Below are 22,750 nucleotides of genomic sequence, written 5' to 3'. Positions count from 1 at the left end.
CTATAAAACTCACACAATACCACAGGCTAAGATTATGGTATTCTTGCTCTAAAATAAGGTTAATCGATAAAAAGAGACGTAATAAACACATTTACAATTAATAGTAGTTTTTTAATCAAAATATACTACTTTAAGTTGTTATGCAAGTATACTTTTCACCTTTCACGAGTTGTTATAGTTAATTCAGGAGAATTTGGTGACATCGTTGCTCGTTGCTTACTTAGTAGTTCTAGGCTTCGTGCCTCGCGCCTAGTCCTTAATTCATCTTAATTGACTAGACCTCTTGCATAACCTAAAGATAATTGAAGAATTTTTAGGAGAAACGAAGTCGAGTACCGCAGCGTACATGTAAGTACGTGAGGAACAGAGAGGAGTTTCGACGACAAAATTACCAATTAGATTAGGTTATGCAAGAGGTCTACTATATTGCTGCCAAATAAAACGATGATTCTTGAGATTCAAAAAAGTATAGGGTGTAGGGAGTCTATAGTGATTTAAAGGGGATTAAATAGCGCAAATTTAATAATATTTACTACAGAGCTTTAGGTAAGAATAGCCAGTAATAATAGTTAGAATTGCAGCAATCCATAGTGCAATCTGCCCGATTAAGTCCATATATATGAAGCCCGAACCTTTAGAACCTAGGATCAAGGTGGTAAGAGCAAACATTTGAATAAATGTTTTAATTTTAGCTAACCGAGATACAGGCAGGCTGACCTTAATTAAAGCTAAAAACTCTCGTAACCCTGCTACTAAAAATTCCCGTATTAAAATTAATAAGCAAGGAATTTCTCCAGCACTACCTTTTTTGACTAGCATAATAATCACACAACCTACCAATAATTTATCCGCTATTGGATCAAACATTTCCCCAAAACTAGATACCAAACTGAATTTCCGTGCCAAATAACCATCAAAAAAATCGGTAATACTTGCTAATACAAAGAGTAATGCTCCAAGCCTATGGGCAAATTTAGAGTTATCTAGATAGAAAGACATTATGATAATGGGGATAACAGCAATGCGTGCTATGGTTAGATAATTAGGTAAATTTTTATCAATATTCATTGTGTTATGTATTCTGCTTCTTAGGAAGGATTAGGAGTCATGGACGATTCGCTGTCTATAAATTTTTTGGCAATATCTATATCTAGCTTCCCTTCATTTTGAGTTGCCTGAAGGTATAAGGCTGCTAATTCTACTATTTTGTTACAAAATTCTGCGTGAAGAAGCTCAAATGATTTGGAGTTTTGCATATTGATTAAGTGACTAGTATTTAACTTCTTATTTTCTAAAAATTTTATAATTTCTCTATCTTGTTCTTGGAGCATGATAGTAGTCGCTTCTTTACTGTTTGCTAGCATTTCCTGTCTTAAAGCTTCAAGGCTTTGTAGCTGATTTACAGTGTTAGCAAATAATAATTCCATATCTTCCGTGAGTTTTTTACTCTCTAATACTTGTTGTTTAATAATAAGAATTTTGTGGTCTAATGATTGTAATATCATACCTTTTACTGGCGAATAGGCTAAATATATAAAAATCAGAAAAGATATCGCTATCCAAAAGTCTTCATTAAATAAATACATTAGGGTATCTTTTTATATAAGCGATTTAATAATTCTAAATTTACCGGTTGATTGGTAATTTTGGTAATTAATAACAGCGCTAAACTAATACAGTTTTGTTCTTGTTGAACCCAAAATAATTTATAGTTTTCTTCAATCTCCCTATTATTTTGCATAATCTGGGCTTTTAGCTCATGACTAAGCTGATTTTTTCTAGCAGAAATAGAGGACTGCATTTTTATTAATTTTTCTTGCCGAATATTTTCTACTAAATTTTGGATTTGTTGTACTTCCATATGATATTGTTGCTGAAGATCTTTGGCTTTAGCGGCAAGACCTTCCGCCTTGACAATATGAGACTTTATCACAAATTGTCGTTGGTCTAAAATTTTTTTTGCTTGGGGGTTAATAAATTTATATATAAAGAAATATAAACCACTGAAAATGACCACTAGCCAAAAAGTTTGTGAGTAATAAAAAGTACTATCAAGTTGAGGCATAAATCTTAGGAAAATATAAGTAAAATTGCTATTACAAATGAAAATAACCCCATGGCTTCAGTAAGACCTGCACCAATTAAGGCCATGCGTTGTAGTTGATCACTAGCAGAAGGATTACGGGCAATAGACGATAATAGGGTACTAAATATATTAGATACCCCTATAGCTGCACCGCACATCCCTATAGCCATGAACCCCACTCCAATATATTTTAGAGATATTGCATCCATAAGTAAACTCCTAAATATAAAATAAATTTTAAGATTAGACTTCCTGTATAAGTCAAAAAAGCTCAGGGGGTTTTTAGGCAAAACGAAGCTGAGCCGAACTACGTACATAGCCGCAGCTGAGGAGCGGAAGCAAGTTTTGACGACAAAATCACCACTAGATCGACTTATGCAGGAAGTCTATTGAGTATAGTCAGATAAGGGATAAATATAAAGTAATTTTTTATAGATTGAGCAGCCTTTTACAGTAGGTTAGCATTACTGCGAGACAATTTTGCCTATAAAAATGGTAGTAGTAAATATCTAATGCAAATTTAAGGCGTCATTTAGATATACACATGATAGGATAGTAAAGATATATGCTTGAAGTATAGCTATAAATATTTCAAAGCCAATTAAAGCAATAATTAGTGGTATAGGTAAGAATTTAAGAAATATTATTAATGATACTGCAAAACCTGCTATTACTTTAAGTAATATATGGCCAGCCATCATATTGGCAGCTAACCTTAACGATAGGCTTATCGGCTTTGCTAAGTAAGCAAATAATTCTAATATAATCATTAGCGGTGCTAGCCATAATGGGATATTTTTAGGTAAGAATAACGATAAAAAATGAAGACCATGAGTAATAAACCCTACAATTGTGATTAGTAAGAATATTATGGTTGCTAACGCAAAGGTTATTAAAATATGACTAGTCACAGTAAAGGAATAAGGAAACATCCCTAGTAAGTTACATAGTAAAATAAAAATGAATAAAGTAAAGATTAGAGGAATAAAGCGCCGGCCTTTTTCTCCCACATTTTGCTCTAGCATATCAGTAATCATAATATATACCATTTCAGCGCTGATTTGTAAGCGAGAAGGGATGATTTCCTGTTTTTTTAGAGCTAGGTAAAGATATGATAAAGCTAACACTGCAGCAGCAACCATATAACCACTAGAATTGGTAAAACTAATATCCAAACCAAATAATTTAATTACTATTAGCTTCTTAATGGTAAATTGTTCTAAAGGATTATGAGCCATTTTAATATTTAAGTTTGTACCCACTGCTTTAAATAAAGAAAAAAGTAACGCTCAAGCAGCAAATATTTTGGGCTCAACTAAGTTGTACGCAACCTCGAAAAACCTTACGAAGAAACAGTAGTGCAGCAGAGCTTTTCTTTAGGTATTGTAAAGGTTTCTATGTAATGCGTAGATTTATCGGCATTTTTGCTCACAAAACCGCAGCGTACTAAATGTACGTGAGGATTCGAGAACGAAAATAACGATCAATAAGACCATTACATAGAAACCTTTACAGAACCTAACACACTTTTCATTTATAAACAATATATCACACACATTTAGGTATATTATTTAGCCTGTTGTAAAGCTGCATCAAGTTGTTTCGATAGATTTTCTAAACCATAACCCCCTGATACTTGTTCCCCGTTAATAAAAAATGCAGGGGTACCTATAAAACCGGGGGCAGTATTAGCCAGATTAGTATTAGCTATTAACATTTTAACAATTTTATCGTCCTTAAGGCATGTTGCGTAAGTACTCTCCGGTATGCCACCTATCTTCCCTATATTTGTCAGTAATTCACGATATCGCTTATTACCGGCCCATTTATCTTGTTGTTCTAATAGTACCGCTTGAAATTTCAGGAAATTATTAATGTTATTGGTACAACGCTGTAAAATTGCTGCATCTAAATCTTCTTTACTTCCGATAAATTCCCGAATTACGTAAGCAATTTTATTAGTATCAGTGTATTTCTTTTTTAGTTGTGGTAAAATTGTTTTATTATAGTACGCGCAATGGGGGCAGGTGGGAGAATAATATTCAATAAATACTACTTTTGCATCAGCATTACCCAGCACTATATCGCTGTTATTAACTTTAAAAGTTGGTGTATCCAACGGTTCATTAGTACTGTCCTGTTTATTTGGTAGGGCCTTAACTATCGCCTCCTCGCCGGAAGGATTGCTATTCGTCTCGGAGCTCTCTACAGTAGTAGCAATATTCTCTTCGCCAGTGACTGCATCAGGAGAATCAGAGATATCTGCCTCTTGCGAATCGGAGGGATCATTCATATTTTGTAGCTCTACCTCTGATTCTGAATCCTGTGTATCTGTAGAAATATCTGGGGTATTGCTGCTCGCAGAAGCTTCTAGCTGTTCGGCTGTAGGAACTGGTGGGCTAATTTCAGCTGGTACGCTTGCATCACTAACAGTATTAATATTGTTAGTATTTTGCTCCTGCGGTTTATCCTGTTCTTCTGTGCATGATATTAGAAAGAATAGTGAACTAAGAATAATAAGAGTAGTAGTAGACATAATAATTTAGGCAATCCTGGATTTAAGTTAAGATTTTCAAAAGGATAACGCCTTATTTATTATTAATCAACTAAAAAGCTGATATTATTAAATAAATTAGTTTATTATATCCAATAATTAAAATGTTTGATATCATTCTAAATAAATAATCCCTTAATTACCTGGTGATAATAAAATAAGATGTTTCATAATATAATAAGTTAAGATTAAGTTAATAATTTTGTTGTTAAAGACTATGCACTATAATATTGTTTTACTATTGTGGAAAATTCTAACTCTATAATTATTAATAATAATTATACAAAAATATTACAGCGAGTAAAGGACTGCTTTACGTCTTTCAGCTCTGAATTTATGGTAGCTTCTCAATATTCGCTTAAAGTAAAAAAAGCTTTATATACTACTCGTTTTATCTATATTTTACGAGTAAATATTGATTTACTTAACCATCTAAGGGTAGATAGTCAAAAGCAGTTATTGTCTTTCCTGAACTCGTATGGGCAACAATCACCTGACATTTTCAAACACAAAGCCTTTAAAATAGCGGAATTTTCAACGTTCACTGCTGCTCTTACGCAGGTCATAGAATCTCTGGAGCACTCGTCTAATGGGGCTTATAAAACAGAAGAAGTAACCTCTGAAATAAATAGAGTCTATGATCTAATAGAAAATTTTATTCAGCAATGTTGTAGTATCATTAGTAAGGGTAATGATCAGCAAGAAAAGATAGATAAGTTCCAAGCTTTAACTATTGCGTTAAGATTTAATATTTTATTAACAGAGCCACAAAACTTGTTTTTAGAGCACATGCTCTTAATAAAGGAATTGTGGCAAGTTGACCATACAGTTAATCATCATAAAGAATCCAATATTGTACTATTTCATTCTAATATATTATCCTTATTACCAGAATATGAAGTACCAGAATATGAGACAGTATTAAAACAAATTATTAAATTTTTGTTAGATGAGCATAATGTTCTTATGGAATTACCTAATGCTAAATTAGTGTCATTATATAATAGATTAAGCAATATAAGTGATCAGTCTCCTCTTCATAATAAGGTTTTGGTCAAGATATATGAGGAAGCAAAGCTTAGAGGCAACGATAGTAAGATTAATATTAACGGGTATGAGCTTTTTAAATTATTTGAAAGTTATAATACAATATTACATCAGATAGAAAATGCAGAATTTGCTATAGTAGAGAAATTTTTATTAAAGAAAAATTCTTTTTTGCATGAGGTATTAATTAATATCACTAAACATATAGATTCAATCATGATTATATCTCTCACAGAAAGTCGCGATTTATCTTATATATTGAGCCATATTAGGAAAGAACTGACACAAAACATTCAAAATGGTCATACTATTTCTTTAATGATCTCATCACTTGAATCTACGCTTGCTTCTACTATTAATTCTAAAATGATAAGAAGATATGGGACTTTTGATATTTTTACTAAAAATGCATTGAAAAATAGGTATAAACTTTTATTTAAAAATATTATTTCATTGTTAAAAATGAATAGTAATGATACTAAATTTATTCAGTATATAATAATCTATAAAATTGCTTCTGACTATAAAGATTATAAAATACATGTTAATGAAGCCTCTCCTTCAACCCGCAGAACAATAGAACAGGAAAGAGAGGAAATAATAAAACAGTTATCTGAAATTAATTTTATAGAATTATTTCATGATAGATATTCTAATAAAATTACTAGTCTAAATTTTAAGAAATATGCTAGGAAAGCAAAAACTAAATCTCCTACCGCATATATTACGCTCATCATTAAAGTATTATTAAATAATTTTACTGTTGAGCAATTGCAGGCTTTGATGAAATGCTTGCAGGATGGTAATTTAGTTACAACTCGGTCTATTGTTAAACAAGAGTTACTGTTACAGGTAAAAAAACGGATGACTCTAGGAAAAATATTATACTATATATTTACTAGGAAGAAGGATGAAATTACTATACTTAACCACATTAAGAGAGCTTTAAATGCGTATTAGTAAGCTTTTTATAAGCTATATACTCTTGTGTCTGCCAATGACAGCTAACAGCCAAATCATTGAGACAACTAATTTAGAACAAATTAGTAAAGATTATCGGGCATTCTCTGCCAATTATTCTCCTAAAGATATTTTAGTAATTTTTGGGGTACAAAACGCTATATTTCACCCATTTTTTCCCTCCTTCAGACTATTAGACAATAAAGCATTCAATCAATTATCCAAAATATTTAACGCTATTAAATCCTCCCAAATGATCTATTTTGATACTCTCGTGCTTACAGAAGGGAGCAACACGCTGTCAGATCCAGCATTGCCTAATATTATCAAAGATATGCAGGAGCAGGGCAGTCAGGTTATAGCGATTGATAATGGGCTCACCGGTAATTTCAACAATATTCAGAAACTGGAAATATGGAAAGCAGATTATCTTAAAAGCTTGAACATTAATTTATCTCAAGCCTTTCCTTTACAGGAATATCTTATTCTCAATAATCTAGAAGCATTCGATAATTCTTATCCTGTTTTCTATCAAGGAATATTGAGCAGCAATAACCTTCCTCTGTTTCAAGTACTCCTAAATTTCTTAATAGAAGTAAAATGTACCCCAACAGTTTTAATAATGGTAAGTAGAGATCTTATTGAGCTACAAGGCGTAGAACAGCAATTAAAAAATTATAATGATAAATTAGTTTTTATTGGTTATCATTTATCTCAACAATCACAAGAGGCGTCAGAAATAAACGAGAATAATTTTGTGCAATTAGTAGAGGGACTGGCAAAAAAATTGAAGTTAGTCAAACGCAATAATCCCAAAATTAAGAGTAAAGCTAGGATCAACCCTTATGACACCAAAAAATAATTCAATAGAGCTCTTAAATAATTATTTAAGAGTATTATGTGCGATATTAATCTTTATTACTACCGTGTTAAGTATAAATACCAGCTATGCTATAACGCTGGCCACTTATTCGTTAGATTCTGATACCGTAAAAAATTTATTGCCAAAAATTGGGAAATCTAGCTTAGTGTTAATCAGCATTGATGATACAATCATTAAGCCTAAATCTAAAATGTTTAATTACGGTAGCGCCTATCGAGGTTTTATTGAGGAGCTAAGTAGTGCAGCCAATCATAATGTGCCTGGGGCTAACCGCGCCATCGCACAGCTGATCTTACAGCGACAAGTTGTGTTAGTTGAGGAAGGGTGGCCTAATTTTATAAATAAACTAAAGATGACAGGAGCGTTAGTATTAGGATTTGCTAGAGTAAACCCGGCATGTCAACAGATTGACAATTTTGAAGAGCGGCAATATCAACAATTGGGTAATTTGGGAATAAAATTTACTACAAAAATTAATAACCAAGAGGTCTTTAGCTTTGATGAAATCAATAATAATTCTCCTATTTTTTATCATGGGATTATTTTTACCAGCACTATGAATAAGGATGAGGCTCTTGCAAGGTTTCTTCATGTTATAAATATTCCATTTAATAATATTATCTTTTTTAGTAATAAAAAATCCGAAATAAAGGATATCGATAACCTGCTTAGAGCAGTGGACTCATATTATTATGGAGTAGAGTATTTAGCCATCACTGATATGAAGGAGCTATCATCGCCGCAACTGATGCAGTTTCAACAGCAAAGATTATTACAAACCGGGGAGTGGTTAGAAGATGAAGAAGCTCAGAAAATAATGAATTCAAAAGATTAGGTTCTGTGAAGGTTTCTATGTAGTGGTAGATTTATAGGCATTTTTGCTTACAGAACCGCAGCGTACTAAATGTATGTGAGGATTAGAGAACGAAAATAACCACGAAATCGCCCACTACATAGAAACCTTCACAGAATCTAGAACTATACTATTTTTTAGCTTTCGTTTGGCTCTTCCTTATCGGCCACGTTTCCTGGCATTGCCTATACATTAATCGTTTTAATATATCAATTATAATATTATAATTGATATAGAATTCTCACTTTTATATTTATTCATATTACACGCTTGAATAGTTAAGAATTATTATTAACATTTTACTAGATCCCTAATAATCTTTAACTATTTAGCTGCATAATGTGGTATTTATTCCACACTCTTCCTCCAACTAAATAGCAAAATTTCTCCAAAAGCTTTATTTGTATTAATAATTTTTTGTTTTAGATAACAAAATATATAATATTTTTTAATATATTGGCATTTACAGTTAATAGCTTAATTTTGTTTGAGTTTGCTGGCTAAATAATAAGATAAATATTATTAAGGAAAATTATGAGACAGAAAAACAAAATTTTTGCCAGCATGGTATTAGCTACAACTTTCTTAACCTCTAGCAGTGCTATTGCGGCACCAAAAGAAAATTTTACGAATGTTATAAGCTTTGGGGATAGTTTTACTGCACCAAATAATAGCTGGGCGGCTTTAATTACTGAAAGATATGGGTTTAAATTTGTGAATGGTCAAACATTTTTTGATTCTGGTAACAGCACTAGCGTTGAAGTTGATAGGATGTTTAATCAATATATACAAATTCATGGCGGCAAAATTGATCCAAATGCACTGTACCTAGTAAATATGGGACCAAGTGCTGAGGCTCGCCTAGAGAGGAGGCTACGGAACGCAATTCAAGGGAAGGCTGCAGTTTTAGTAGTGCGCCATCATATCCCTGTGGAGACAGCATTAAGCCAAGTGTTGGCTCAAATAACAAATGAGGATGGTTCGGTGAATGCAATAGCATTTCCAGGTACAGCTGACCTACTTACAAGAATTAAAAATACCGAAGGAAATTTTATACACAATATTTCTGTTAATGGAGCAAATTATATTGTTGTCTTTAATCATGTTGATGAATATTATCGGCACTTATATGAAAATCGTGGTCTGAATGACCAACAAAATCGGATTTTCGGACAAATCTTGTCTAAACTCTTGAATAAAGCCATGATGGATGGGATAGCGCAACATGCTCCGGATGCTAACGTTATATATATTGATTATGCTAGATTAGTTGAAGAAATGAGTAATAATCCTAAAGCCTATCTCTCGGATCAAGATATTGCAGGAACATATAGAGACTTTGGTGTATTTGGAGCTAATTACCCTACTGAAGCTGCACAAAAAATTACTGCCCAATATGTAGAGTCAGTTATTGAATCTCCAAGTAGGGTAGCATTCGTCAGAGAATTACCAATAGCAGTTGGTACTAACGCTTTGCAAACTATGCATGCTAGCGCTCATAATAATGTGCTGCACCCAGTGGAGCAGTTTTATACCGCTGATATAGGTGGTGATTATATTTATAATAGTACTAAAACAATCAGTAAGAAAGAATTAGGTATTAAAAAAGCTAATACTGGCAGTGCTTATGCTCAAATTAACTATAAAATGAATGAAAACTTCAATTTAGGTCTGCAACTTAATGGCGCTAAATCTAATATGGATTTCAAGCATGGGCATGGTAAAGCCGATATGAAAGAATATCTAGTCTCTATCAATGGTACCTACAAATTCGATAATCCGGTGTTTATATATGCAGCAGTAGGAGCGGGCCAGATCAAATATGATATTAAACGTAAGATTGCGCTTGGGCTAGCTACCAGAGAAGAGAGAGGCAAACCATCAGGGGTGCATTATCTTGGTACTGTAGGGGTAGGGTATAACTATATTGATGAAACTAAATTAGTGGTAACACCATTTTTCAATGTGAACTATCAAGAAGTATCGGTCAAATCTTATAAAGAGGTAGGCGATATTAGAAGTACTACTATGGAATTTAATATCCCAAATCGTAAATCTTTAATTACTGAAATAGGAGCCACTCTTGCCCAAGCTTATCAGGTACAAGATAATTTAACATTAATACCATCTCTTACTTTGTCGTATGGGTATGAATGTATTAATTCAATAAAGAAGCAAGCGAAAGGAAGGGTATCAGATATGCCACGTTTGTTTTCTGTGCCTACTTATAAAGTTGATGAATCAAACTTTACTTTAAGTGGAGAAGTGCGCGCTAAGAGCGATAGCTATATCAACTATGGTATAAGAGCGAGCATGCAGCTGACTAAACGTACTAAACAATATTCTGCTGGTTTATTCGCTGGAGTTACTTTCTAATATTATCTAAGTTCGATATATCAAGTTAATGTCGAATTGAGGTTAATATAATTATACTCGAATGATCGCGCGAGTATAACATTAGGTTCTATAGGGTGCCCTATAGAACCTTTATTCCTATCTTTACCCTTTGCTCAATTCTTTCTAAGCTCCTATTTTATTTTATTGACTCTACTTTAAATATTTGTTTAATCTTATAGATTCTTATACCAATGGAAGATATATGACTTTAGAAGAATTTCGCCTTAAATATAATTACCAATACTCTACTAAGATGATACAGCAATATTTAGATATTAAATTTGCTAATTTGGAGTGTCTATTGTTGTTTAGGATGGGTGATTTTTATGAAATGTTTTTTGAAGATGCAATAATTGCGAGTCAAGTGTTAGGTATTGCGCTCACCAAGAGAGGGAAAAATGGCGATGAGGAAATTGCCATGTGCGGGGTACCATATCATTCTCTTGAAACTTATTTAAATAAATTAATTGAAGAAAATTTTAAAATTGCTATTTGTGATCAACTAGAAACACCAGAAGCAGCCAAAAGGCGTGGCGGGTATAAAGCAGTAGTAAATAGGGATGTAACGCGCATTATTACCCCTGGTACTGTGACTGAAGAATCATTAATCACCGCCCATCAACCAAATTATTTAGCAAGTGTAGCTTTAACCAAAAATACCGCAGCCATTTGTTATGTAGATCTTTCTACCTTAGAAATATTTCTGCTAGATATGCCAATCACAGAAGTACTAAATGAGCTAGCCCGGTTAAAACCTAAAGAAATTCTGCTAAGTGAGAATTATCGGCTAGAGCAATTATCCCATGATATTTATAATCAGTTGCGTCTTAGAATTTCCTATCAGGTTGACAGTGGCTTTGCTAATAAAAAATGCCAGAAAATTATTTTAGAGTTTTATAAGATTTATGACTTAAAGGCTATAGGGGAAATATCGGAATGCCAAATAAGTAGCCTTGGTAGTATTTTAGAATATTTAATTTTAACCCAGAAACAAAATATTCCTAACTTACCTTTTCCTAAAATTATTAATTATCATAATTTTATGTCTATTGATGCCGCTACTCGGCGCAATTTAGAAATTACTAGTAATTTATTGGGTCAAACTAAAGGTAGTATATTAGATACTTTAGATAATACGATTACTAAAGCTGGCAGTCGTTTATTATACCACTTTTTATCAGCCCCTTTAATCGATATAACCGCAATAAGTTACCGCCAGGAGCGTACCTATTTTTTTTATTCTAATATTACGCTGTTAGAAAACAGCAGAAAATTGCTTAAACAAGTAGGGGATATAGAGAGATGTATAGCGCGGATTACCATGAAACGTGGTTGCGGCCGTGATCTCCTAAATATTAAATACACTTTAAAAGCAGCTTTACAAATAAAAGGTGAATTTGTTAATTTGTGTGGTTTAAATTTGCCTAGCTGTATAGAAGATTTAATTAAACCATTGGCAGGAAATGATGAACTATATGATCTGATAGATCAAGCAATTCGTGAAGATGCCCCTAATTCTATTAATGAAGGCGGTATAATAAAAAATAGTTATCATCCCAAAGTCCAAGAATTATATGATTTAATTAATAATGGTAAATCTTACATTGAAAAGTTAAAAAATGAATATCGTCTTGATACCGGTATTGAAAATTTAAAAATATCGCATAATAATGTCCTTGGGTTATTTATAGAAATTACTCCAAGGCATAATGAAAAAATGCTTGACTCCAAATTTATTCATAGGCAAACAACTGCAAATGCAGTGCGTTATACTACCATTCCTTTACAACAATTAGAAAGTGACATGGTGAACGCAAGAAATTTAGTCATTAACCTTGAGGCAGATTTATATACGAAAATATGTAGTCAAGTTATTGAGCAAGCAGCATTTTTACGCCTGATGGCTAATAGTTTAAGTAATTTAGATGTTTTTTGCAATTTCGCATATGTTGCTTATGAATATAATTATACACGACCGGTATTAACGAATGACTTAAATTTTGAAATTATATCGGGGCGTCATGTAGTTGTCGAACAAAGCTTGTTAAGAAAAAATAAACCTTTTATTGGTAATAATTGCACCTTATCCGCTACTAATAGAATATGGTTAATTACTGGGCCAAACATGGCAGGTAAGAGCACCTTTTTAAGACAGAATGCCATAATAGCTATATTAGCGCAAATTGGTAGTTTTGTGCCAGTAAGTAGCGCTAAAATCGGTATTGTTGATAAGATTTTTAGTAGAATAGGAGCAGGGGACGATTTGCAGGCTGGTAGCTCAACTTTTATGGTAGAGATGTTAGAAACTTCTGGGATTTTAGCTCAAGCAACCGCAAGATCGCTAGTAATATTAGATGAAATAGGGCGAGGAACGTCTACCTATGACGGACTATCTATTGCTTGGTCAGTATTGGAATATATTCATAATAGTTTGAAATGTCGGTGTTTATTTGCAACGCATTATCATGAATTAACTAGCTTGAGTGATTTTCTGCCCGCCTTAGAAAACTATACTAGTGCTATCGAAGAATTAGAACATGATATATTATTTTTACATAGTATTGTTAAAGGTGCTGCTGATAAATCATATGGGATTCATGTGGCAAGTTTAGCTGGACTGCCAAAGTCAGTAATAATTAGAGCGAAAGAGATTTTGATGAAATTAGAAAAAACAAGTAACAGGCAAGGTATAAATATCTTAAGAACTGAAGCCAGTGATATGAATTTATCTAATATACTACCAGAAGTATCACAAAATACAAAATTTAACCCCTTATTGGCAGAAGTGGAGAAAATTGAAGTAGACCATTTGACCCCTAAACAAGCATTAGATTTGATCTATAAATTAAAGGAATTAGCAGCAGAATAGGTTTGCGGCATAAATCAATAGGCCTTTTTGGCAGCTCGCTCCGGTGCAGGGCGCTCATATACTCGGTGAACTTCAAGAATTGGCGTCGTCGTGCCCTAAAGCTCGAGGCTGCTCACGTACTTTAGTACGCTGCGCTGCTCGACTTTGCCCCTCCTTGCTCTTCTTGAAGTTGACCTTCGTCTACCAACTCTTCAGGTACGAACAGTATACTCCTAATGCTAATTTAGTTTTGGGAAATGTATTAAATTCTCTACCAAAGGCGTGCTGTGGAAGAGGTCTATTGTGTTAAATTTTATGAGTTGCCAATAAAAAGTTCCTCATCCTTCTGTACAGCATTTGAAATGTTACCTGTTAGATCGCACTCTACGGTTAGGGTAGCCGGGAGATTGGGAAGTTGCAAGTCGTCATCTAGCTCTATTTGGTTGTTTTGGACTATTGTAACTCCTTGTTGTTGTAAGCTGCTTTTTATGAGGGCTGCAGTTGCTGAGGGGAAATTCTTAAACTTTATTGAATAGCTAATTACTTTATTATCTTCTTTCATACAGTTATTAAATTCCTGATAATAATTAACTAACTCCCCATAAGCGGACTCTGGTAAAATAATAGTGGTATATGGTTGAGCAATAACGGATCTCCAAAATTCTTGAAAATTACTTTTATTTGATCCGCCTGGTGTTTGGGTTAATGTTAAACAATGAGGGTTTTTCTGATTCTTAGTGCTGTCTGTCATTTTACCCTTATTAAAACCTTTCATTTTTATCCTCCCATTTTTCCCTAATTAAAATTATAACATTCATTATATTCAATGTAAAGTTGTAAGTCATCAATTCTTTTACAATAAAAAGTTGAATTTATTATTGAGGCCATTTTTATCACACAAGCAGTTTATTCAATTAATTATTAGTGCTCGTTAAATCTATGATATATACTGCTCGTACCTGAAGAGTTGGTAGACTTCTTGGATAATTATCCCTTGAAAGCAATAGAGTATAGAAAAATTAAAATTATTATGAAACTGCAAGAAAATAAAAGCTCAGTAAATAAAATATCAGTCAATAAGATAATTTGGCAGCAGCGGCCTATTAATGAGTATGAGGCCTTACAAATTGCGCAGCATACAGGGATTAGTGATTTGTTGGCAAGAATGTTGCGCTGGCGCATAGATTGCATAGATCAAGCGTTAAATTTTATCTCCCCTAAGCTTAAGAATTTCCTGCCAGATCCTTTTCACTTACTTGATATGCAAAAGGCGGTAGATAGAACTAGGCAGGCTATTTTAAATAGTCAAAAAATTTGTATTTTTGCAGATTATGATGTTGATGGCGCTACCTCTTCTTCATTACTAAAAAATTTTTTTAAGGATCTAGGGCAGGTAGTGGATATTTACGTACCTGATCGAATTGCTGAAGGTTATGGTCCCACCATCTCTGCTATGCAAAAAATTAAAGATAATGGTACTATATTATTGATTACGGTAGATTGCGGCGCCATGGCCCACGAGGCATTAAAATATGCTAAGCAAGTAGGGCTAGATGTAATAGTGATTGATCATCATATGAGCCATGACATATTACCGGAGGCAGTGGCAGTAGTTAATCCGAATCGTCTTGATGAAACAAGCCCTTACACATATTTAGCTGCGGTAGGAGTAAGTTTTTTGTTTGCTATTGCTTTATTATCTGAGCTAAAAAAGTACAATTTTTTTGGAAATATTGATGGCCTCAATTTATCCCCCCCAAACTTAATGCAGTATCTAGATTTGGTAGCCCTTGGAACTGTATGTGATGTAATGCAACTTATTAATTTAAATCGAGCTTTTGTTGCCCAAGGCTTAAAAGTTATGCAACAACGAACAAATCTAGGAATAACGACAATATGTGATATTGCTGGCTTGCATGAAAAGCCTAATTGTTATCATTTAGGCTTTGTAATAGGTCCTAGAATAAATGCGGGTGGAAGGGTTGGCAAGTCCAGTCTAGGAGCGCATTTATTATCTACTAGCTGTACTATAGAAGCTAATAAATTGGCATTAGAATTAGAAAAGCATAATAATGAGCGGAAAGTCCTAGAGCTGATCATGTTAGAAGAAGCTAGCAATATTGCTGTAACCCAGGAACATGATAGTAGTTTGTTTATAGTAGGGGCAGGATGGCATCCTGGTGTTATTGGAATTATAGCTGGTAGATTAAAAGAAAAATTTAATAAACCTGTGGCTATTATTGCGTTAAATGATGGCATCGGCAAGGCATCTTGTCGCTCAATAAAAAATATTGATTTTGGTAGTAAAATTATTAATGCTAAAACTAAGGAGTTAATAGTAAGCGGGGGAGGCCATGCAATGGCCGCTGGTTTTACAGTATTAGAAGAAAAATTAGGTGAATTACAAGAATTCTTAAATAATGAATTTAGGAGAGATTTAGCTAATAATTTAACTCTAAATCATCAAGAATATGACTTAGAGCTTACTACAGCGAGTGTGAATCTGCAATTAATGGAAGAATTAGACAAATTAGCCCCGTTCGGTCCAGGGAACCCTGAGCCATTATTTAAATTTGACGATCTGTTTGTATTAAAAGCAGATATCATTGGCGACAAACATATTAAATGTTTGCTAGCGCCTTCTAAAGAAGCATTCGGTAGCACCGCTCTCTCGGCTATTGCTTTTAATAGTACTACAACTCCTATTGAGAATATTTTACTTGCTCCTAAACCTTATAATATTTCGGTAATTGGTTCTTTAAAAATGAATTACTGGAAAGAACGATATACTATACAATTACAAATCAAGGATGTGATCATTATGTAATACCATTTCCGAAGTCTAATCATCACCTTGTCTATATATACTCTAGGAACTTCAAGAATTGGCGTCGTCGTGTCTAAAGACTGCGCTCCTCACGTGCTAATATGTACGCGCAGGTAGCCGACCCTCGTACTCCTATAGTCACTTAGGTTGAATTAGATACTAGGCGCGAGGAGTGAAGCCTAGGAGATACTAGGTAAGCGACGAGCAACAACGTAGCTAGTTTAACCTAAGTGACTATAATGCTAATTTAGTTTTGGGACATGGTATAATAATCGAAATTTAATTAACAATAAAATTGTTTGAAGTTAAGGCTATTATTTTTATTCTTCAGTAATAATATAATTAAGTTTTTGATCAAAATTGTTTATAGGAAAGGGCGGTAATAACTGTTCTTTCAGTGATACTCCAACCTTGAATATGGTAGGGTGCTTAATAAGATAACGGTCAAAAAATCCCCCACCATAACCTAGTCTATAACCTTGCGTGCTGAAACCTAAACCAGGAAGACATATTAATTTAGGATAGACTTGAGTAGAATTATGAGATTCATAAAGATTAAACTTATTTTTTATTAATTTATCTCCTAAACTATATTTAGTATAAATCAGGTTATCTTCTATGACTTTAGGTAAAGAAAATATCAAATCCGTTCTTAATTGCATTAAGTCAAGAATATTAATTTCATATTGATTATGGTAGTATATTCCAATATGTGTAACATTTAATAAATCTATTAATTTACTTAATTGGCTGATAATGGATAGCTGAGTTTCAGTGGCTTGAATTTTGTAGATATTTTCTTGTATGATGGTTTTGCAATAAACTCTAAGTTTGTTTTTATAGTTTTGAGGCATTTGGCTACAAAAGAGAGGGTTGAAACGTTTTTGTTATATTGCTAAATAACGCCATAGCTTATCCTGTCCTTTGCTAATGCCAATCCGCGGAGTACTAATAAATTTAGGGGTGTTCCCTACATCAATAACACAAAAAGATTGGTTAAGGGTCATATTTTGTCCATTATGCGTTTTATTAATTCCGAAAGCTCGGCATAATTTACCAGGTCCATCCAATAGACAAGGTAGAGGGGTAAGTTGGATTACCCCTCTAATCAATACTGCAGCAGGAAAGCCGACTGCTTCTGTTACTATATTTAAACAATAATACATCCCATATATTAAATATACATAGGAGGTGCCTGCAGGACCGTACATAGTGGCAGTACGTAGAGTTTTGCCACGTGCTGCATGGCACGCAGGGTCGTCTTCTCCTATATAACCTTCAGTTTCAATAATTTGAGCTGTTATGTTATTAAAACATAAGATTTTCCCCAGCAATTCCTGTGAGACCGTAAGAGTATCACGTTCATAAAATGTTTGTGGCAGCATCATCAATTTGTTATTTAATTAACATTGTGAATTATAGCAGAGTATTAATGGGAGAGCAATATAGCAAATAATAGTTGTAATAAGCGATATACTCCTCTGATATGAATTTGCATGCGTTGTTGCTCAATAGCTCGCCTATTATTTATAGGTTCTACCATCACGCCTAGCAGCAAAATCATCGGCAGAGGAGTATATAGAATTACCTGATTTTAGCATTGACGAATGATGCAAAAGAGACGATAATGCCGCATTAGCTATTAATTATTTAAGAAAAATCAACCTTTATTTTTGACAAGAAACCAAATGCCAATTATTACTACCCACAACTTAGAATTGATAAAAAATATTATTCAAAAAAAAATAATCCCAAAAATACTCAAAGGGGAGCCAACTGCTAATGATATTCTGGATTTCCTTGACGTATATAATGATCCTGCAATAGGGGACGAGTTTAAGGAATGCTTTGATCAAGCAGTAGAAAGCTTAGATAAAGAAGAGCTTCATGAGATTAACGCTGCAATAATGCGACACTCGAATTCTATATTACCCCACGACGATGCCAACTTCATGTTACGTACCTCAGACTTTAGATTGATATTGTTATTGCTTCGTAAAGAAGGGGAATTATTCGGTATGCAGTGGCTATTTGATCAAGAAGGGAATTTCATAGTGCCAGAAATTCCTCCGGCTATTTTAGATCATTATGCGACCTTAAAAGAACATTTTTATCTAGAACGTCAATCTTACAAGAGTTTGGACACTCGTATAGCAAGCAGCGTTACTTGGATATTTTATAATCACGCGAAAATGTTAGTAAAAAATATCCAGGGAGTAGTAGAACAAAGCTTACAGGGCGAAAAACTTATGAAGCTATTAAATGATATGAAGGACGCCGAGGGCCAATATGTAGTTAATTTAGTCGAGAGTAAAATTTCACAATCCTGTAAACATATAGAGCCTCCTGAAGAGCAAGCACTATTCCCTAGCCATAAGATTGATAAGCATATTGATAATATGACTAAAGCCTTGATTCCGGTATTAGTACAGGAAATAATTGAGCAAGCGCTGAAAAAGGTAGGAAGTAAAAATATTATTGAGCTAAAGGCCATGGTAATGAAATATACAGATATTCAACCTACTCTGGCAGCAACTTTGACAGATCAGCTACAGGCGGCTTATTTCCCTGAACTGATAGATAGTTTATTGCAACACCCAACGCAGATAATAGAGGTAATAACAAATAATCTACCTTCTTCTAAAGTACCGGATAAGAAAGTAGGACAAGTTAGTGACGATATAGCAACCTCGGTATTAAAGCATCTTACCGGGCGCCACTTTCAAAGTTTAGGAGAAACAATGAAAGATAAAAATGACCTAGCAGCAGAAGACAACGTTATTGCAAGAAACCACGAAAATTCAAAGAGAGTAAAGCACGATGATAGTGGAATTTTTAATGAGGATAGTGTTGCCAAGGGGGTAGGGAGTATTGGTGAGGTCGAGTTAATGTACTGGATAAACTTAGGGTACTGAATAATATTAGAGAGAACACAGCGATGTTAATAAGAATAATAGTATACTACTTATATTCTTATGTACACTGCGCTTTCTTAGCTTGTCAAATAAAATGAAGATTCTTGAAATTCATTGAGTATATTGTGCATAAAAAAGGTTAAAATTTATTAGACTTCCTGCATAAGTCAATCTAGTTGGTGATTTTGTAGTCAAAGCTCGCTTTCGCTCCTCAGCTGCGTCTATTGTACGTAGCTCGGCTTGTCTGCACTTTTTCTCAAAATCCCGCGTGCTATTTTTGACTTATGCAGGAAGTCTATTCCAATTTTATTATTTTACTTTATACTCCATATTCTAAAAATATATTAAAGGTTTTAATGTCCTCTGCTATTCGCAATATTGCCATTATCGCTCACGTTGATCATGGTAAAACTACCCTAGTTGATAATATGCTAAAGCAAAGTGGTACTTTCAGGGCTAACCAAGCAGTAGCAGAACGAGCAATGGATTCAAATGATCTTGAGCGTGAGCGCGGAATTACCATATTAGCTAAATGCACCTCCCTCATGTGGAATGGTATTTGTATTAATATAGTAGATACTCCTGGACATGCGGACTTTGGAGGAGAGGTAGAACGTATTCTTACCATGGTAGATGGGGTGGTATTATTAGTGGATTCTTCGGAAGGCACAATGCCACAAACAAAATTTGTATTAACCAAAGCTTTAAAATTAGGTTTAAAACCGATTGTAGTAATTAATAAAATAGATCGGCCTGACAGAAGAGTTAGTGAAGTAGTAGATGAAGTATTAGAATTATTTATGGCATTAGAAGCGACTGATGATCAACTAGATTTTCCTATTATTTATGCCTCTGGTAGAGCAGGTTGGGCTAGTACTAGTTTGAGCGAGCCGGCTACAGACCTATCAGTTTTATTTGATTTAATAGTATCGCATGTTCCCGCTCCTATTGCTGACGTAGCAGCTCCATTTTCTATGTTAGTAACTACTCGAGAATATAACCCATATTTTGGTCGAGTACTTACTGGACGTATCCATAGTGGTACTATTAAAGTTAATCAAAATGTTAAGGTGTTAGCAAGAGATGGAGCGATGCTTGAAAATGCTCGTATTAGTAAAATATTATCTTTTAAAGGGCTGGAACGAGTAGCGGTAGATGAAGCTTATGCAGGTGATATTATTGCTATAGCTGGAATCCAAAATGCTACTGTTGCGGATACTGTCTGTGCTCCCGAGATTATGGAAGCATTACCCTCGCTACCTATAGATCCTCCCACCTTATCTATGACTTTTGGAGTAAATGATTCTCCTCTAGCAGGACGAGAAGGCACTAAGCTGACAGCGCGAGTGTTAGGTGATAGATTAATGCGAGAAATAGAGAGTAACGTCGCATTGCACGTCAGTCAAACTGAAGCACAGGATGCTTTTCAAGTGGCGGGGCGTGGAGAGCTGCAGCTTGGGATATTAATTGAAACTATGAGGCGTGAAGGGTTTGAATTATCTATTAGTAGACCTAGGGTTTTATTTAAAGAGGATGAAAACGGAAAAAAATTAGAACCTATTGAGGAAATTCAAGTTGACGTTGATGATGAATTTGTCGGGGTAGTGGTTAAATCCCTAGCATTACGTAAAGCTGAAATGATTGATATGCGGCCATCAGGAGGAGGTAAAACCAGGGTAACATTTTTAGGACCTTCTCGAGGCCTTATTGGATATCACGGCCAATTTTTAACAGAGACACGTGGTACGGGAGTGATGAATCGCATTTTTCACAGTTATGGTCCATATAAAGGGGCGATCGAGGGTAGACGTAATGGAGTATTGATTTCAAACGGAGATGGAGAGTCTGTTGCTTATGCTTTATGGAATTTAGAAGATCGAGGTAAAATGTTCATAAACCCTAATGAAGCAGTATATCAAGGGATGATTATTGGCGAACATAATCGTTATAATGACCTGGAAGTAAATCCTTTAAAAGCTAAGCAACTATCGAATGTACGCGCATCAGGGAAAGATGAAGCGATGCGGCTGATTCCCCCAGAGATTATGACCTTAGAGCAAGCAATTAGTTATATTCAAAATGATGAGAGAGTAGAGATTACTCCTAAGTCAATACGGTTGCGTAAGGCTATCCTAAATCCAAATGAGCGGAAAAAGGCAGAGAAGCGTAATGAAGATTAGATTTTTTTTAAGTTACCTGTGCGATGCGAGTTTCGACAGAAGTCTAATGACAACACAACTCTTGAAAGACGAAGGGTATAGATTGGGCAAAATCTAAGGAGGCTTTTATTAGGCCTATTTTTTGTGCGTATCTGATATCTGAAGAAGGGGCGATAAATTGAGGCTAATATATTGGCTGGTTATTGTTGGAAAAAATACTTTAGTAAATGGAAAGCATTCTATTTTATTATTGAGAAATTCTATTTCAATTATGTCTCCTGCTCCAAAATTCAAAGTATTTACCACTTTGCCCAGCGGTAGTAGTGTATGATCTACTACTGTTAAGCCTCGTAAATCTTCAATATAAAATTCATTAGGTTCTAATAAGGGTAAATCCGATCTGCAGCTAAAAATTTTAAGCCCTTTTAATTTTTCGGCATCCGTTCTATTATTAATTTCATTAAATTTGCAAATTAAATTGCTTTTGGAATTTTGCTTAATTAGCTTTAAAATAATTGTTTGTCTCTGTTGATTAACTAAACGCATATTCATAATATTAAGTGCGGGATAGGTAAAAGATTTTACTATTATATTTCCCTTAAGCCCTTGCGCTGATAATATTACTCCCATAACAATTAGCTTCTCTTGGGCAAACATTTATTATTCTATACTCCTGTGGTAAATTAGTAACCATAGTACCACATATTTATCTATTTGAGACAGAAAATTACTCAAGGAATGAAAAAATTTCCCTAAATAACGGGTCTGTAAGTAGAAGAATACAAAGAGCATTAACCTAAAATGGTCAGGTTTTTAGCGATATAATAGTAAGTCGCGTCGCATGTAAGCTGTTATTAGCTTTGTCATAAACCAACTTTCAGCTGTATTAGAGATGCGGGCTAGAGAGCTTTTACCTTGAAATGTAAGGAACATTTTGTAAGTTTCTCGTTAGTTATATTGGGCTACAAAAGTTTGCTTTTATATTACACCTATGTTCTATAACAAAATATTTATGGGCCATAATGGCGAATTTTTGTTATAGCTTTTAAGCGGTTAGTAAGAGGATAATAATTGATATTTATGTTATAATGATCTCAAGACTATATAAGGAAAAGTATATACATTTAAAAGTATATTGTTTGCGCATCTGAATTGTTTTGTTTATTTTTTTAGGATTCGCGTGCTCATGTCACTGCGCGTACTTCAAGTGGATTTTATTTT

General features: G+C 34.1%; 18 protein-coding genes. 8 read left to right on the top strand and 10 right to left on the bottom strand.

Going from position 1 to position 22,750, the window contains the following annotated elements:
* Positions 1 to 519: 519 nt before the first annotated feature.
* From pgsA to AAGD44_RS02370, 6 genes are all read right to left on the bottom strand, one after another.
* On the bottom strand, positions 520 to 1,068 hold the full coding sequence (pgsA, locus tag AAGD44_RS02395; protein ID WP_341764416.1) for a CDP-diacylglycerol--glycerol-3-phosphate 3-phosphatidyltransferase: 549 nt from the start codon (positions 1,066 to 1,068) through the stop codon (positions 520 to 522).
* 20 nt (positions 1,069 to 1,088) lie between these two features.
* On the bottom strand, positions 1,089 to 1,586 hold the full coding sequence (locus tag AAGD44_RS02390; protein WP_341764415.1) for an ATP F0F1 synthase subunit B: 498 nt from the start codon (positions 1,584 to 1,586) through the stop codon (positions 1,089 to 1,091).
* Positions 1,586 to 2,065 (bottom strand): hypothetical protein, encoded by a 480-nt coding sequence (locus AAGD44_RS02385; RefSeq protein WP_341764414.1) that lies wholly within the window; start codon positions 2,063 to 2,065, stop codon positions 1,586 to 1,588. The genes AAGD44_RS02390 and AAGD44_RS02385 overlap by 1 nt, the downstream gene beginning before the upstream one ends.
* A gap of 5 nt (positions 2,066 to 2,070) precedes the next feature.
* Positions 2,071 to 2,295, bottom strand: a complete 225-nt coding sequence (locus AAGD44_RS02380; protein WP_341764413.1) for a F0F1 ATP synthase subunit C — start codon at positions 2,293 to 2,295, stop codon at positions 2,071 to 2,073.
* Between the two features lie 300 nt (positions 2,296 to 2,595).
* On the bottom strand, positions 2,596 to 3,324 hold the full coding sequence (locus AAGD44_RS02375) for a F0F1 ATP synthase subunit A (RefSeq protein WP_341764412.1): 729 nt from the start codon (positions 3,322 to 3,324) through the stop codon (positions 2,596 to 2,598).
* Between the two features lie 329 nt (positions 3,325 to 3,653).
* Positions 3,654 to 4,622, bottom strand: coding sequence for a DsbA family protein (locus tag AAGD44_RS02370; protein ID WP_341764411.1), 969 nt, complete (start codon positions 4,620 to 4,622; stop codon positions 3,654 to 3,656).
* Positions 4,623 to 4,976: 354 nt separating this feature from the next.
* On the opposite strand from AAGD44_RS02370, the gene AAGD44_RS02365 reads away from it, so the two are divergent.
* The 5 genes from AAGD44_RS02365 (at position 4,977) to mutS (ending at position 13,649) form a co-directional block, all read left to right on the top strand.
* A complete protein-coding gene (locus AAGD44_RS02365; protein ID WP_341764410.1) occupies positions 4,977 to 6,647 on the top strand; it encodes a hypothetical protein in 1,671 nt (556 codons plus the stop codon).
* Between the two features lie 37 nt (positions 6,648 to 6,684).
* On the top strand, positions 6,685 to 7,509 hold the full coding sequence (locus AAGD44_RS02360) for a DUF2608 domain-containing protein (protein ID WP_341764409.1): 825 nt from the start codon (positions 6,685 to 6,687) through the stop codon (positions 7,507 to 7,509).
* Positions 7,493 to 8,365, top strand: a complete 873-nt coding sequence (locus AAGD44_RS02355; RefSeq protein ID WP_341764408.1) for a DUF2608 domain-containing protein — start codon at positions 7,493 to 7,495, stop codon at positions 8,363 to 8,365. Before AAGD44_RS02360 ends, AAGD44_RS02355 begins: the two co-directional genes overlap by 17 nt.
* A gap of 552 nt (positions 8,366 to 8,917) precedes the next feature.
* The gene (locus tag AAGD44_RS02350; protein WP_341764407.1) at positions 8,918 to 10,759 is read left to right on the top strand and encodes an autotransporter domain-containing protein; all 1,842 of its coding nucleotides are present in this window, start codon (positions 8,918 to 8,920) and stop codon (positions 10,757 to 10,759) included.
* A gap of 223 nt (positions 10,760 to 10,982) precedes the next feature.
* Entirely contained in the window at positions 10,983 to 13,649 is a 2,667-nt protein-coding gene (gene mutS / locus AAGD44_RS02345; RefSeq protein ID WP_341764406.1) for a DNA mismatch repair protein MutS, read from the top strand.
* Positions 13,650 to 13,941: 292 nt separating this feature from the next.
* Here the strand turns inward: mutS and AAGD44_RS02340 are convergent, their stop codons facing one another.
* Entirely contained in the window at positions 13,942 to 14,403 is a 462-nt protein-coding gene (locus AAGD44_RS02340) for a hypothetical protein (RefSeq protein ID WP_341764405.1), read from the bottom strand.
* A 255-nt stretch (positions 14,404 to 14,658) separates the two neighbouring features.
* Here AAGD44_RS02340 and recJ point away from each other — a divergent pair, with 255 nt between their 5' ends.
* Entirely contained in the window at positions 14,659 to 16,455 is a 1,797-nt protein-coding gene (recJ, locus tag AAGD44_RS02335) for a single-stranded-DNA-specific exonuclease RecJ (RefSeq protein ID WP_341764655.1), read from the top strand.
* Positions 16,456 to 16,775: 320 nt separating this feature from the next.
* On the opposite strand, the gene AAGD44_RS02330 is transcribed toward recJ, so the two are convergent.
* Together AAGD44_RS02330 and AAGD44_RS02325 are read right to left on the bottom strand one after the other, a co-directional pair.
* Positions 16,776 to 17,309: a 5-formyltetrahydrofolate cyclo-ligase gene (locus AAGD44_RS02330; protein WP_341764404.1), complete on the bottom strand. Its 534-nt coding sequence runs from the start codon at positions 17,307 to 17,309 to the stop codon at positions 16,776 to 16,778.
* Positions 17,310 to 17,342: 33 nt separating this feature from the next.
* Entirely contained in the window at positions 17,343 to 17,843 is a 501-nt protein-coding gene (locus AAGD44_RS02325; protein WP_341764403.1) for a DNA-3-methyladenine glycosylase, read from the bottom strand.
* A gap of 285 nt (positions 17,844 to 18,128) precedes the next feature.
* Here AAGD44_RS02325 and AAGD44_RS02320 point away from each other — a divergent pair, with 285 nt between their 5' ends.
* Both AAGD44_RS02320 and typA read left to right on the top strand, forming a co-directional pair.
* Complete coding sequence (locus AAGD44_RS02320) at positions 18,129 to 19,370, top strand: DUF5410 family protein (protein WP_341764402.1); 1,242 nt, start codon at positions 18,129 to 18,131, stop codon at positions 19,368 to 19,370.
* 356 nt (positions 19,371 to 19,726) lie between these two features.
* The gene (gene typA / locus AAGD44_RS02315; RefSeq protein ID WP_341764401.1) at positions 19,727 to 21,550 is read left to right on the top strand and encodes a translational GTPase TypA; all 1,824 of its coding nucleotides are present in this window, start codon (positions 19,727 to 19,729) and stop codon (positions 21,548 to 21,550) included.
* A gap of 114 nt (positions 21,551 to 21,664) precedes the next feature.
* Here typA and rimM read toward each other — a convergent pair whose 3' ends face one another.
* Positions 21,665 to 22,186, bottom strand: a complete 522-nt coding sequence (gene rimM / locus AAGD44_RS02310; RefSeq protein WP_341764400.1) for a ribosome maturation factor RimM — start codon at positions 22,184 to 22,186, stop codon at positions 21,665 to 21,667.
* Between the last annotated feature and the right edge of the window lie 564 nt (positions 22,187 to 22,750).

The organism is Candidatus Tisiphia endosymbiont of Beris chalybata (assembly GCF_964026555.1).
Lineage (GTDB): Bacteria > Pseudomonadota > Alphaproteobacteria > Rickettsiales > Rickettsiaceae > Tisiphia.
The sequence above is the reverse complement of the archived record's forward strand: the minus strand, read 5'-3'. Positions and strand labels throughout refer to the sequence as shown.

What these genes read in the sequence shown, in the direction of transcription:
- AAGD44_RS02370 (WP_341764411.1), bottom strand. Translation starts at nt 4,622, where the DNA reads ATGTCTACTACTACTCTTATTATTCTTAGTTCACTATTCTTTCTAATA.
- typA (WP_341764401.1), top strand. Translation starts at nt 19,727, where the DNA reads ATGTCCTCTGCTATTCGCAATATTGCCATTATCGCTCACGTTGATCAT.
- AAGD44_RS02340 (WP_341764405.1), bottom strand. Translation starts at nt 14,403, where the DNA reads ATGAAAGGTTTTAATAAGGGTAAAATGACAGACAGCACTAAGAATCAG.
- recJ (WP_341764655.1), top strand. Translation starts at nt 14,659, where the DNA reads ATGAAACTGCAAGAAAATAAAAGCTCAGTAAATAAAATATCAGTCAAT.
- AAGD44_RS02390 (WP_341764415.1), bottom strand. Translation starts at nt 1,586, where the DNA reads ATGTATTTATTTAATGAAGACTTTTGGATAGCGATATCTTTTCTGATT.
- AAGD44_RS02360 (WP_341764409.1), top strand. Translation starts at nt 6,685, where the DNA reads ATGACAGCTAACAGCCAAATCATTGAGACAACTAATTTAGAACAAATT.
- AAGD44_RS02385 (WP_341764414.1), bottom strand. Translation starts at nt 2,065, where the DNA reads ATGCCTCAACTTGATAGTACTTTTTATTACTCACAAACTTTTTGGCTA.
- AAGD44_RS02365 (WP_341764410.1), top strand. Translation starts at nt 4,977, where the DNA reads ATGGTAGCTTCTCAATATTCGCTTAAAGTAAAAAAAGCTTTATATACT.
- AAGD44_RS02355 (WP_341764408.1), top strand. Translation starts at nt 7,493, where the DNA reads ATGACACCAAAAAATAATTCAATAGAGCTCTTAAATAATTATTTAAGA.
- mutS (WP_341764406.1), top strand. Translation starts at nt 10,983, where the DNA reads ATGACTTTAGAAGAATTTCGCCTTAAATATAATTACCAATACTCTACT.
- AAGD44_RS02375 (WP_341764412.1), bottom strand. Translation starts at nt 3,324, where the DNA reads ATGGCTCATAATCCTTTAGAACAATTTACCATTAAGAAGCTAATAGTA.
- AAGD44_RS02350 (WP_341764407.1), top strand. Translation starts at nt 8,918, where the DNA reads ATGAGACAGAAAAACAAAATTTTTGCCAGCATGGTATTAGCTACAACT.
- rimM (WP_341764400.1), bottom strand. Translation starts at nt 22,186, where the DNA reads ATGTTTGCCCAAGAGAAGCTAATTGTTATGGGAGTAATATTATCAGCG.
- AAGD44_RS02330 (WP_341764404.1), bottom strand. Translation starts at nt 17,309, where the DNA reads ATGCCTCAAAACTATAAAAACAAACTTAGAGTTTATTGCAAAACCATC.
- pgsA (WP_341764416.1), bottom strand. Translation starts at nt 1,068, where the DNA reads ATGAATATTGATAAAAATTTACCTAATTATCTAACCATAGCACGCATT.
- AAGD44_RS02325 (WP_341764403.1), bottom strand. Translation starts at nt 17,843, where the DNA reads ATGATGCTGCCACAAACATTTTATGAACGTGATACTCTTACGGTCTCA.
- AAGD44_RS02380 (WP_341764413.1), bottom strand. Translation starts at nt 2,295, where the DNA reads ATGGATGCAATATCTCTAAAATATATTGGAGTGGGGTTCATGGCTATA.